Genomic DNA, 12904 nt, shown 5'->3' with positions numbered 1-12904 from the left:
GCTGCCAACGATCCCATATCTCCGCTCGCTGGCTGGCCGTGTAATATATCCGACGACGCTGCTTCATCGTGACACTCCATCTTACTCAAAAGATTAAAGTGTTGCCGCCACCCGTTGAACCCACCGTGGTTTGCGGAACGTCCGGTTTAGAATTTGCTCAACGCTTAAGCTGACATTGATTGAACCCGATCAGTGATGCATCGTCGGGCAATGAAAAGTTTCTTGATCTTTAGCATTGGCCTGACATTCCTGCTCAGCGCATGCTTGAACAATCCTACGATTGATGAGGAAATCGCCGCACGATGTGGAATTTCGATTGGCGAATATCAGAGCGTCGAGGCGAAACTAGATAAGAGTCACGATGGTGCATCAGTGGTTGCTGGCCAATGTCGTCTTACCCGAACCACAAAGAACGTTATCGAAGGGACGGTGATCGATAATGCTTCATGATAGTGGAGAGTGATCGCTCGCTTCATCCATGTCTGCAACTGGGCAGCGCTTCTTCGCACATAGATGGCAAAAATTGGTCGCCTGTTGCCGGGCAACTACCCGAACCAAAACCGGACAGGCCGTTCATCGGAAGAGCGATGCGATTCGCAGACCGGTAGCACCCACGGTGGGTGGATTGCGGACGGTCGGGTTTTTGGAAACTATCGGCGAAAAGCTGACTTAAATGTCCATTCGCCAATAACCTCGAAAAACGAAAAACATCTGTATCACCGCTGCCGCAGCAAAAAGCACTGTTGCGACATTCATGGCAGCATCACCAAAATCGGCTGCGAAGATGCCGACCATCAGAAATATCCAAGCGGGCAGCCCAATACAGATCGTGTAGAGCTTCACCCACGTAGGCTGGACAGACCAATAGGCAGCTTCGAGAGTCTGTGGGTTATCGTCATTTTTCAACCAACTCATCCGACTATCTTGCACAGCTATGCGGGGTCCGCAATCGGCGACGAAATAGCCTTTCCTAACTGACTAAAAATGGTCGCAACCAGCCCAAGACGTCCTTACGCCGCCTTGCCCTTCAATGCCTTCTGTCGCCGCCTTTGCACCGACGACCCGATCCCCAATGCCTCGCGATATTTGGCGACGGTGCGGCGGGCTATGTCCATACCCTTGGCGCGCAGCAGGTCGACCAGCGTGTCGTCGGACAGGATCGCCTGCGGGTCTTCGGCGCCGATCAGCGCCTTGATATGGCTTTTCACCGCTTCGGCCGAGACGGACCCGCCATCGCCGCCCGATGACGCCACGCCGCTGGTGAAGAAATATTTGAGTTCGAAGAGGCCGCGCGGGCAGGAGAGATATTTGTTGGAGGTCACGCGGCTGACGGTGCTTTCGTGCATGCCGATCGTGTCGGCCACGGCTTTGAGCGTCAGCGGCTTCAGATGGGCGACGCCCTGCTGGAAGAAGGCTTCCTGGGTGCGGACGATCTCGCTCGCCACCTTGATGATCGTCTTTTGCCGCTGGTCCAGCGCCTTCACCAGCCAGTTGGCGCTGGCGAGGCAATCGGCGAGCCAGGCCTTGGCCGTCTTGTCCTGCGGGCCGCTGGCCAGTTCGACATAATAGCTGCGGTTGATGAGGACGCGGGGCAGGGTGGCGCTGTTCACCTCGATCGCCCAGCCCTCCCGCGTGGGCCGCACGAACAGGTCGGGCGTCACCGGTGCGGCGCTTGTCTGCGAAAATTGCAGGCCGGGCTTGGGGTCATAGCCGCGCAGTTCCGCGATCATGTCGGCCATATCCTCCTCATCCACGCCGCAGATACGGCGCAGCTGGGGCAGGGCGCCCTTGGCCAGCAGGTCAAGATTGGCGAGCAGCCGCGCCATACAGGGGTCGTAGCGGTCGGCTTCCCTGGCTTGCAGCGCGAGGCATTCGGACAGGCTGCGCGCGCCGACGCCGGTGGGGTCGAATGTGTGGATGACGCCCAGCACCCGTTCGATGTCGAAGAGGGGGATGCCAAGGCCATGCGCCGTCTGGAGCAGGTTCGCCTCCAGATAGCCCGCTTCGCTGATCTGGCCGATCAACTGGGTGGCGATGAGCAGATCCATGCCGGAAAGCGTGGCACGGGCCTGCCCCATCAGATGTTCCTGAAGGCCGATGTCGGGCGCGGCGAAACTATCGAAGTCGGGCGCGTCCTCGGCATAACTGCCGGACAGTGCATCCGTGCCGCCGCCGCTGGCGCCATGAGCCTCCGCCATGCCGTCGGCCATCCGATCGCCGGGGCCATCGTCGATGAAACTATCCGCGCCATGATCGACGTCGAGCGGGCTGTCGGCCGCGCCCAGCCCCTGCGCGATCAGATCGTCAGCGCCACCGGTTTCGGCGGACAGAGTGGGCGCCTCGACCATCTGGTCGATGCCGTCGGGGGCAGGGGGACCGTCATCCCTGCCGCCCGATTCGAGCAGCGGATTCTTTTCCAGTTCGCCCGCGACGAACGCCTCGATCTCCAGATTGGACAGCGCCAGCAGCTTGATCGCCTGCTGGAGCTGGGGCGTCATCACCAGAGACTGGCTCTGGCGAATGTCCAGGCGTGGGCCGAGCGCCATTATGCGCCGCTCCGATCATAGAGAAGGGCGCGCGCGGTCATCATATCAAAGCTGGAAATTCTCGCCCAGATAGAGGCGGCGGACGTCGGCATTGGCGACCAGTTCGGTCGGATTGCCGGCAAAGAGCACCTGCCCGCCATAGATGATACAGGCGCGATCGACGATTTCCAGCGTCTCGCGGACATTATGGTCGGTGATCAGCACGCCGATGCCGCGCGTCTTCAAATCCTTCACCAGATCGCGAATGTCGGCGATCGACAGCGGGTCGATACCGGCAAAGGGTTCGTCCAGCAGCACGATCGACGGATTGGCGGCCAGTGCGCGCGCGATTTCGCAGCGGCGGCGTTCACCACCCGAAAGGGCCATGGCGGCGGAATCGCGCAGGCGCGTGAGGCCGAATTCGGACAGCAATTGTTCCAGGCGAGCGGCACGGGCGGCCTTGTCCGGCTCCGCCTGCTCCAGCACCGCGCCGATATTCTGCGCCACGGTCATCCCGCGAAAGATGGAGGTTTCCTGCGGCAGATAGCCCAGGCCCAGAATCGCGCGGCGATACATGGGCAGGTTGGTGATATCCTGCCCGTCCAGCACGATGCGGCCATGGTCGGGGCGCACGAGGCCCATCACCGAATAGAAGCAGGTCGTCTTGCCTGCGCCATTGGGACCGAGCAGGCCTACCACCTCGCCCTTACCCACGGTCAGCGACACGTCCGACAGCACGACGCGCTTGTCATAGCTTTTGGCGATCGAGATGACCGACAGGCCTTCCCCCACCTCATGCGGGATTTGCGGGCGTTGCGCCGTCCGGTCCGGGGTCACCACGTCGTTCATGCGTCTTGTCCTTGCAGCCGTTCGTTCAGGCACGCGGGAAATTGGTACGCGCACGGCAGTTGGCAAGCTTTGTGCATGGGATCGCCGCCGGGGCAAGGGGAAAAATGGCGATATGGGCCGCAAGAGGGGTGGGCGGGGCAAAATTCGAACCTGTCATCGGCCGGTCAAATCTGCCCCATTCCATGACCGGCGAATCGCGGCATTCCATCCCGCGTTGCCGGCACCGGCTCGACAGTCCGTTGCCGATGCGGGATCAGCGGAAGGGTGTATTTCCATCCGGGTTAATCCGCAATTCATGTCCGTTTTTGGCGGAATAGCGTGCGTTTCAGGATCGCTCCATTCGGCTGGCAGGACGCACGGCCGGTCAGAATATCGTTGTCGGTTTTGACGCGCTGAGCTTCGACTGTTGCGGCTGTGTTACCAATAAGGAGAAAAACATGTCGCCGTCTATGACGAAAATGGCCCCGCTGGCTGTGGTTTTGATCGGTTCGCTGGGTCTGGGTGGCTGTGCCACCAAGGGGTTCGTCCGTGAACAGGTCGCGACCGTCAATCAGCGCGTCGATGCGCTCGATGCGAAATTGCAGACCACCGATGGCACCGCTCAGCAGGCTTTGGCGGAGGCGCAGTCGGCGTCCGGCCAGGCGCAGCAGAACAGCCAGCGCCTCGACCAGCTGAACGGCCGTGTCGATGGTGTGGAGCAGCAGCTTCAGGCCGCCCAGCGCAAGCGCGCACGTAACTGACCCTGCGGGGCGGCCCCAAGCATCGCATGGACGGCGGGGCACACCCGTCCGCCCATGACGATGCGATCATAAAGCGGACGTGCAATTCCCCTTGCGACCGACCCCCGTCGGCGTTCGTCCGTGCCATAAGATCATGACCTTCCCGGCCGGCGTCTTCCCCCTAGGACGCCGGCCCCTTTTCGTGAGTGTAGACAAGAAGATGATCCGTGCTTTCATGGCGCTGGCGGGATTTGCGCTCGTCACCGCCGTCCCGGCCGAGGCCGCCGTCAAGAAGCCAGCCCCCAAATCCGCCGCCGCAAAGAAGAAGGCGGCGACCAGAAAGAAGCCGGCTGCCCCCGTCGCGAAAGTGGAGGCGCCGCCGCCCATATTATCGGACGGCGCGACCCGCGTGGTCGATTGGGTGGCTTCGGCAAAGGACAATCACGCGCTGCCCTATATCGTCATCGATAAGCAGGGGGCTGCCGCCTATCTGTTCGACGCCAAGGGCAAGATGCTGGATCATGCGCCGGTGCTGATCGGCATCGCGCCGGGCGATGATGCGACGCCGGGGATCGGTGCCAAGAGCCTGGCCGAAATCGGCCCTGCGGAAAAGACCACGCCGGCCGGGCGCTTTCTGGCGAAATTCGGCGTCGCGGCGGGCAAGCAGCGGGTGCTGTGGGTCGATTATGCGACCTCCGTCGCGCTGCACACCATCCCGCCGGGCAATCCCAAGGAAAAGCGCAAGGAGCGGATGCTGTCCCCCGGTATCGAGGATAATCGCATCACCTTCGGCTGCATCAACGTGCCCAAGGTTTTTTATGCCAAGGTCAGCCCGCTGTTCGGGCGCAAGGGCGGCTATGTCTATATCCTGCCCGACAGCAAGCCGATCGAGCAGGTTTTCCCGCGGCTACGGGTCCAGCCCTTCCTGAACGCCGCCCGCACCAGTGATGTGGGCTGAGTAGCAGATCAGTCCGCGAACAGCTTGAATTCGGCGAGGCGGATCGCTTTGCCTTTAGCTTGCGTAAAGAGCAGACGGACCTTGCTCGCCTGAAGCCGGGGCCAGCGGACGTCGGTGACGCCGTTGGCAACCGGGCTGCCCTTGGGCACGGCGATGTCGCGCCAGTCCCCGTCCACCCACGCCTGAAGCCGGTAGCTTTGCGGCACGGCAAAGCTTTTGCCATCAGCGAAGAAGGCGAGTTCGGCGCGGGAGATGTCAGTGGGCTTGCCCAGGTCGATCGCATACCATTGATCGGCGGGCGAGGGCGCCGAGGACCAGCCATTGGGCAGTTCCGGGAAGAACCAGACCCGGCCGTCGATCGCATCATGGACATTTTCGACGTCGGCGTTGCTGGAGGCTGACCCCATCGGGAACTGCCCGCGTACCAGTTGCACTGCCCGGTTGATCGGACGCTGGATGGCGGGCGTGGGCGCGCGGGCCACCGGCACCTCGATCCGGCCCAGCGTTTCGCGGTGGGCGACAGGCTGGCCATCCACTTCGATGAAGAGGCCCTTGCCGCGCTTGTAATGGCTGCCGTCCGCATCCCATGTCACCGCGACCTTATGGCCATGATAGGGGACGTCCTGCACCCGGAACCAGGCGAGCGCCTGTGGATCGCCGGCATTCGGCAATAGCGGGTTCACCTCCAGCATATCGTTGGCGCGCGGGCGGATGCCAACCAGCCCGGTCAGGATCAGATCGTTGAAGCCGGAATGGAAATAATGATGGCTGCGGTCCAGGCCCACGATCGGCTTGCCGGTTTCGGGGTGATAATCCTCCTCGATGTCGAGGTGATTTCCCTGATAGTGGAGCGCGGCATATTGGCGCAGCAGGCGCATATAGGCGCTGCGCGTGACCGGACCGGTCTGCGTCTGATGGTCGAGCAGGTTGGCCATGCCGTGCAGCACCTGCGTCGTCTGATATGGCCAGATCGGGCCGTTCCACTGGCATTCCGGGGCGCTGCCCAGATAGCGATATTGGCGCATATAATATTCGTAACTGGCTTCGACCGTGCGCATGCCTGCCTTGCCGGCGAGGGAGGCCGGGTCGAGCAGATGCGCCCAGGCCGCCGCATATTTGGCGTCGTCGGGCACCAGGTCGAACATCCAGGGCAGATAGCCGACCAGTTCGCGGTTACGGATCGGCTCCCAATATTTCACGAAGTCGGTCTTCGACTGGTGGCGGTCGATGAAGTGGCCGAGCTTGTCGCTCCACAGATCTGTCAGGACGCGCTTTTGCAGCGCATCGGCGCGGGCGGCATAGTCGGCAGCCATGGCTTTGTTGCCGGCCATCGCCGCCATTTTCGACAGCGCGCGGGCATTGGCGAACATATAGCTGTTGACCGAGGGGCGGAAAGCCTCACCGCCCCGGAACCCGTCCTTGCCGCCCGATGCGTCGATGGAGGAGACGGTATATTCGGTGGCGTCCAGCAGCGGCTCCACGAAATACAGCCCCTTGGCGAAGTCATATTTATCGTCCCACAGGCGATAGATATGGTTCATCACCGGCAGATGCGCGATCGCGTCCGCCCGGTCGCCATCGACCAGGAAGCGGCCCCAGACGCTGTCGGCCATATGGTCGGTAAAGTGCCGGTCGTTGCCGCCGCTGCGATACATGAAATGGATATAATCGTCGGCGAAGCGCCGGTCGTTCAGCCAGCGTCCCTCGCCGATGTGAAAGCCGCTGGCGTCGTTCAGGCTGGCATAGGGATGGCGCTGCCAATCGACGTCGTCGAAAAATTCGGTGGTGATATAGCCTTCGTCGCCCAGATCCCGCTGATGGCCGCGATAGAGCGCCCAGCGATAATAATAGACCGCGTCGATCTTGGGGTCGGCGGATTCGAAGAAGGGGATACGGTCCCGATACCAGGGTGCGTCGTTGCCGAAGCGCTGGGCGGCGATGGCGGTCGTGTCCATCTTGGAGGGGGGCGCCGACGCCGCGCCGATGCCCATCAAGGCGGCCCCCGCCAGCAGGATCATCTTCATCGCGCGCATCGGTCGTCCTCCTTTGTATCACAAACAAATATGGCGGCCGTAGCGGGACTGGAGAGCATCCCGATACGGCCGCCATGTTATGGGGCACGGCGAGGAGACGCCGTGCCCCATGGGCACTCACTTGAAGGTATAACGAACACCCAGCGCAAAAGTGCGCGACAACATGGTGGTGCCGAGGTTGAACTGCTCCGGCCCACCGACATCTTCAAACTTGTAATAGGTCTGCTGCTTGGACTTGGTGAGGTTCACCGCGTCGAAGGTCACGCCCAGACGGTCGTTGACGTTCCAGGTGAGCTGGAGATCCAGGCTCTTTTCCGGATTGCGCCACACGCCGATCGGGTTGGCGAACAGACGCGCTTCGTTGTTTGCCAGGAACTCCTTGCGCCAGATGTAGGACAGGCGGGCGCCGATCGGGCCGTTATCATAGGCCAGCGTGGCGTTGTAGCTGAGGTCCGACACGCCGAAGAAGGACGAGGTCGACTGGCCGGTGATGTTGCCCGCCGAATCCGACTGCGGAATATTCTGCTTGGAATCGAGGATCGTGACGCTGCCCACGAAGCCAAGGCCGTTCAGGACGCTGGGCAAGTAGGACGGGAAGTAGGTCAGACCCAGTTCGATGCCCTTGAGCACGCCGTCCGACGCGTTGACCGGGCGGGTGATGGCGAAATTGTTGGTCGCACCAGCAACGATGCCGTTGTTCGGGATAAATTCCTGAACCGTCAAGGGAACGACCAGCCCGCTGATCTTGCGACGGAAGGCGGTCGCGGTGATCGCGCTGTTGCGTTCGAAATACCATTCCAGGGCGACGTCGATATTCTTCGAATGGGTCGGGTCGAGGTTAGCCGTGCCCGCCGAACCGCTGCCATAACCAAGGTTGGTCAGATCGCCGACCAGATTATAGTTGGGGTTGATGTCGGTGAAGTTGGGACGACGCAGCGTTTCGCCATAGTTGAAGCGGACGCGCAGATTGTCGAAAATCTCGTATCGCGCGGTGAAACTGGGCAGGAACTTGTCGGACCCACGCGACACGCTGGTCTGCGCACCGTTGTTGTAGCGGTCGAAAAAGTTATAATCGGTGTCGACAGTGACATATCGCACGCCGCCCTGAAGTTTCAACGGGCGACCGAAGATCGATACTTCACCATCGGCCTGGAGATAGGCGGCGATGGTGCTTTCATCGATGTTGAACACGCGCTGCAGCGAGAGCTGGTCCGATGTTTTCAGGCCATAGAGGCCACGGACCGCATCGGCATTGTCGTGCAGCCAATAGCCGCTGGGCAGAGTCCAGCTGGTCGGCACGTCGGCGCCGCCCTGATAGAAATCCTTGTTGGTGAAAGCGGCATCCGCGCCCAGGCCTGCAAGAGTGGTGCGCACCCGCGGCGCGCCTGCATCCTGCGTCCGTACGGACGTCGACGCCTTGCGCTGGTCGATACGGATACCGGCCTTGATTTGGCGGATGAAGCCTTCATCCCAAGTATAATAGCCATCGAGCGTACCGGTGATGGCGCTGCCCTTGTCGCGATTGGCATTGTCGTAGAATTGCGCGACGTTCCAGAGCGCAGGGTTGGTCAGCACGCTGTCATCGTTGAAGTGGAAGGAGGGAATGCCGCCGCCCGCGTTGAAATCGACGTTGATCGAGTTCTGCGTGCTTGTACGCTCCGTACGCATGGCGAGGAACGACGATTTCACCGTGCTAGTCTGATAGGCGATATCGCCGATGATCTTGCCGCGATCGCCCAGATCCCACTTGCCGTTCAGGGCATAGACGAAGCTGTCGGTCTTCGATTTGTTATAGTCACCGCTGTTGAAGCCATAGACGTTATTGGCGACACGCGATTTGACGATATTGGTGCCCTCATACAGCGTCGGCGACTGCGGATTGTCCCAGAAGTCGACGAAGCTGAATTGCAAGCTGTTGAAGGTTTCGCCCCGGTAGCCCGCGTAGAAGACTTCGGCGGTGTAAACTGAGCTGGCGTTCGGCGCCCATTGCAGGGCGACGTTGAAGGACGGGCGTTCGCGCTTGCCATATAGGTCGGAGCTGAACACCGCGTCGCGCGACAGGACGTAAGGCGTGTTGACGCCATTCACCAACATCGAGGAACCGGGCGCGGTCGACAGGCCCTTGTCGAGGCCAGGCTCCCATGCGCCCAAGCCCGGAACACGCCCGAATGCGCCGGTAACCGGATCGCGGCCCACGGGGAAGATGCGCTGGAACGGCGTCAGGCCGGTTCCGGCAGCAGGCGTCATGTTGGCGAAAGGCACCAGCGCGCCAGCCGTCACGGTCTGATCGCGATATTTGGTGCGGGTATAGCTGCCGTTCACCAGGATGCCGATGTCGCCAATGCCGGTTTCCCAGCGATCGCTGACCAGCAGCGCGACGTTGGGATTATAGGTGTCGGCCTGCTCATTGTAGATACCGCGTGCTAGGCCGGAAATGGCAAAGCCGTCAAAATCGAACGGGCGGCGGGTTTGGACATCGACCTGGCCCGCAAGGCCGGTTTCGATCTGGTCGGCCGAACGGGTCTTGAACACGTCGACGCGGTTGACGAGGTTCGCCGAAATATCCTGAAGCGAGAAAGCCTGACCAGCGGCCGTGAAGATGTTGCGGCCGTTGAGAGTCGTCAGTGCGTCGGTCAGGCCGCGGATCGAGATGCCGGCCGCTTCGCCGCCGGTGCGATTGGTGACCTGGACACCCGTCACGCGCTGGAGCGCTTCGATGACATTGTTGTCGGGCAGTTTGCCGACGTCTTCGGACACGATCGAATCGACGATCTGGGTCGATTGCTTGCGGACGTTGAGTGCGCCGACGATCGAGGCGCGGACACCGGTGACGACGATGTCGGCGGCTTCATCCTGCGGTGCGACGGTGGCCGCGTCCTGTGCGTGGGCGGCGCCCGACAGCATCAGTGCGAACATGGAAGCGGAAGCGAGTGCGACCGGCTTGAATGCCATTTGGATATCCTCCCCATAAGCTGGCGCATCTACGCCATGCATGAATTACTCGGACTAATTATTGCTCCGACAAATGAATCGCAAGCGGAAAATTACGGTTCATTGCAGTGAAATTTCAGCGATGTGATATTATTGTCGCAGGCGTGGAACGCCCCATTTTACGGTCTATTCACGCCATGTCGTCGACGAAAAACGGGCGCCTCGCTCTTGGCGAGGCGCCCGTTAGGCTTTGAATAGTCAGACTTATGATGTCAGTCGAGATGCCACCAGGCGCTGGGGTCGCGGCTCGGCACCAGCGTCAGCTGATCTGCCGCAATGCCGATTGCCTTGCCCGGCGTGGCGATCGATACGAAGCGCGCCGCATGCAGCGTCTTCTCGTCGAAGCGGACGAACTGGCTGCGCAGATTGAAGTCCGCGCTCTTGCTGTCGGGTTGCAGGGCCAAGGATCCGTCCGCGCCGGCGACCAGATAATGGTCAGGCATCAGGATGGGGGACAGCATGACGCTGCGCGCGCCGGCGCGGCCGGGCGTCTGGCGGAACTGGGTCTGCGCCAGCGACGGGTTGCCCGCGATCAGCGCCGTGCCGTCATGCGCCATCAAACGCGTGGGATCGGTGGAGGACACGAAGCGTTCGGGCAGTGGGCCATTGCCCACCGGGACGCCGAAATCGGGGGTGCCGTCAGCGGTGTAATAGAGGCGCTGGACGCGGGTGTGGCGGTCCGGATTGAGCAGCGGGTCGCCCTGGATCGCCTCATAGTCGCGGCCATGATAGACGAGGATGTCGCGGCCTTTTTCATCGACGGTGAAGCTGTTGTGGCCGGGGCCATAGACGCTGGTGGCGCTGTTGGAGACGAAGACCGGCTGGGGTGACTTGGTCCAGCTGTTCGCGTCGAGCAGGTCGGCATTTTCGTCCGCCGTCAGCAGGCCCAGGCAATAGCGCGCATCGGTGGCGCTGGCCGAATAGGTCATGAACAGGCGGCCGTTGCGGTGCAGGACGGCGGGGGCTTCGGCGACCTTGTAGCCGCGCACTTCCCAGTCGAGCGTCGGCACCGTCAAGCGCGTGACCTTCTCGCCCAGCTTCAGCGGCGATTCGAGCTTCGCGATATAGAGGTTGCTGTTCGTTTCGATCCCCGGTTCGCGCTGCGCCCAGGCGAAATAGCGCACGCCCTTGTGCACGAAGCTGGTCGAATCGAGGTTGAAACTGTCCCAGGGCGTCTGCAATTCGCCCAGCACGCTCCAATTGCCGGTGATCGGATCGGGACCGTCGCAAACGATGGCGAAGGTGCGGATGCGGAACACGTCGTCACCGCCGCCCGCCGGGCCGGCGGCGAAATACATATACCATTTGCCGTCGATCTGATGCAGTTCGGGCGCCCAGATATAGCCCGAACGCGGGCCGCTCTTTTCATGCCGCCACAGCACCACTTCCTTGGCGGTGGCCAGGCCCGCGATCGTCTTGGACCGGCGCAGGACCAGGCGATCATATTCGGGGACGGAGCCGGTGAGGTAATAATAGCCGTCGTCGTGGCGGAAGACCTGGCCGTCGGCGCGCTGCTTGACCAATGGATTGACGGGGACCGGCGCATCCGCCGGGGTGGACGCGGCCTGGACGATGGCGGGCGTGGCGGACAGCGCAGCAGCGCTGCCGATAAAGCCACGGCGGGACAGGGTGATCGACATCAGAATCTCTCCGAATAGGTTAGTCGGACTAAAAGCGTTCAATATTCGGCCTGGGGCCAGCCGTCAGCCCCCCAGCGCACCGGGGCGATGCGTAAGGTGGGGGCGCCGTTCGCCTGTTTGTCATAGGCGTGGTAGACGACATAGTCTTTGCCGTCCCCGGTCTTACTATCAACGTCGTGGAGCCAGCCGGCATGGCCGGGGCCACGGAAACGCTGCTGTTCCTGAAGGTCGGCGCGCAGGAAGATGGTGCCGCCACCCTCCATCAACGGGCTGCCATCCTTGCCCAGATAGGGGCCGGTAATGTCTTTGGAACGGCCCATGACGGTATAATAGGTGCTGTTCGCGCCCTTGCAGCAATAATCATAGCTGACCATCAGCCAATAATAGCCGCCATGATCGACGATGAAGGGCGCCTCGACCGGAGCCGGGCCGCCGGCGGGGGCGGGGCGGCGCGCGATGGAGACGGGCTTCTTCGCATCCTTGGGCTTGCCGGTCTTGGGGTCCAGTTCGAACAGCTTGATGCCGGTCCAGAAACTGCCGAGGCTCAGCCAGTGGCGCCCTTCGCGGTCGATGATGAAATTGGGGTCGATGGCGTTATAATCATCGTCCTTGGTGGACATGACGACCAGGCCTTCGTCGCGCCAGGCGTAGTTTTTCGCCTTGGGGTCCAGCGTTGGGCTGGTGGCGAGGCCAATGGCGGACCGGTTGGAGCCGAAGGTCGATACCGAATAATAGAGGCGGTAGCGGCCGTTGACGTGAGCAATGTCGGGCGCCCACATGCCGTCGCTGCCGGGAATGGCGTCCTTGGCCCAAGCGGGCAGGGCGGTGAAGATCGGGTCGCCGGCGGTCCAGGTCACCAGATCCTTCGACGTGCGCGTTTCGATCAGCCGCTTGCCATGGCCGGTGCTGAACACATGATAGGTGTCGCCTTCGCGCGCGATGACCGGGTCATGGGTGGGGACGAGGTCGCCGGTCAGGCGGCTGTTGAGCGTCGCTGCGGCCGGGGCCGCCGCCTGCTGCGCGATGGCCGGGGCATTGGTTGCGAACAGGGCGAGGCCCGCCAGCGTGAACATGATCTGCCGGGTCATCCGGGCCTCTCCTTATCGTCAGCGTCATGCACCCGCCCGCTGGCAGGGGCATGACGGCAGGGGGATGGAGCGGGCGGCAATTCCACCCACCGCCCGCTCCA

The 12904-nt window shown here is 62.0% G+C and carries 10 protein-coding genes; 3 read left to right on the top strand and 7 right to left on the bottom strand.

Features of this window, described 5'->3' with window-relative positions:
* Positions 1 to 210 precede the first annotated feature (210 nt).
* Complete coding sequence (locus tag F4U94_RS19095; RefSeq protein ID WP_150412145.1) at positions 211 to 450, top strand: hypothetical protein; 240 nt, start codon at positions 211 to 213, stop codon at positions 448 to 450.
* A gap of 219 nt (positions 451 to 669) precedes the next feature.
* On the opposite strand, the gene F4U94_RS24795 is transcribed toward F4U94_RS19095, so the two are convergent.
* The 3 genes from F4U94_RS24795 to lptB all read right to left on the bottom strand — a co-directional run bounded on the left by F4U94_RS24795 (position 670) and on the right by lptB (position 3374).
* Entirely contained in the window at positions 670 to 915 is a 246-nt protein-coding gene (locus F4U94_RS24795) for a hypothetical protein (protein WP_120250938.1), read from the bottom strand.
* Between the two features lie 95 nt (positions 916 to 1010).
* A complete protein-coding gene (gene rpoN, locus F4U94_RS19085) occupies positions 1011 to 2546 on the bottom strand; it encodes an RNA polymerase factor sigma-54 (RefSeq protein ID WP_150412142.1) in 1536 nt (511 codons plus the stop codon).
* Between the two features lie 45 nt (positions 2547 to 2591).
* Positions 2592 to 3374, bottom strand: a complete 783-nt coding sequence (gene lptB / locus F4U94_RS19080; protein ID WP_120250936.1) for an LPS export ABC transporter ATP-binding protein — start codon at positions 3372 to 3374, stop codon at positions 2592 to 2594.
* A 437-nt stretch (positions 3375 to 3811) separates the two neighbouring features.
* Between lptB and F4U94_RS19075 the strand changes: the two genes are divergently transcribed.
* Both F4U94_RS19075 and F4U94_RS19070 read left to right on the top strand, forming a co-directional pair.
* A complete protein-coding gene (locus F4U94_RS19075; protein ID WP_120250935.1) occupies positions 3812 to 4114 on the top strand; it encodes a hypothetical protein in 303 nt (100 codons plus the stop codon).
* Positions 4115 to 4313: 199 nt separating this feature from the next.
* Complete coding sequence (locus F4U94_RS19070; RefSeq protein WP_120250934.1) at positions 4314 to 5051, top strand: hypothetical protein; 738 nt, start codon at positions 4314 to 4316, stop codon at positions 5049 to 5051.
* 8 nt (positions 5052 to 5059) lie between these two features.
* Here F4U94_RS19070 and F4U94_RS19065 read toward each other — a convergent pair whose 3' ends face one another.
* From F4U94_RS19065 to F4U94_RS19050, 4 genes are all read right to left on the bottom strand, one after another.
* Entirely contained in the window at positions 5060 to 7084 is a 2025-nt protein-coding gene (locus F4U94_RS19065) for an MGH1-like glycoside hydrolase domain-containing protein (protein ID WP_120250933.1), read from the bottom strand.
* A 117-nt stretch (positions 7085 to 7201) separates the two neighbouring features.
* The gene (locus F4U94_RS19060) at positions 7202 to 10036 is read right to left on the bottom strand and encodes a TonB-dependent receptor (protein WP_150412140.1); all 2835 of its coding nucleotides are present in this window, start codon (positions 10034 to 10036) and stop codon (positions 7202 to 7204) included.
* Positions 10037 to 10287: 251 nt separating this feature from the next.
* Positions 10288 to 11715, bottom strand: a complete 1428-nt coding sequence (locus F4U94_RS19055) for a glycoside hydrolase family 43 protein (protein WP_120250932.1) — start codon at positions 11713 to 11715, stop codon at positions 10288 to 10290.
* Positions 11716 to 11753: 38 nt separating this feature from the next.
* Positions 11754 to 12803 carry an arabinan endo-1,5-alpha-L-arabinosidase gene (locus tag F4U94_RS19050; RefSeq protein ID WP_150412138.1) on the bottom strand — a complete coding sequence of 350 codons (1050 nt, stop codon included), beginning with the start codon at positions 12801 to 12803 and terminating at the stop codon, positions 11754 to 11756.
* Positions 12804 to 12904 lie beyond the last annotated feature (101 nt).

It is taken from the genome of Sphingobium limneticum, assembly GCF_008710155.1.
Lineage (GTDB): Bacteria > Pseudomonadota > Alphaproteobacteria > Sphingomonadales > Sphingomonadaceae > Sphingobium > Sphingobium limneticum.
This window is presented reverse-complemented; position numbering and strand designations above follow the sequence as displayed.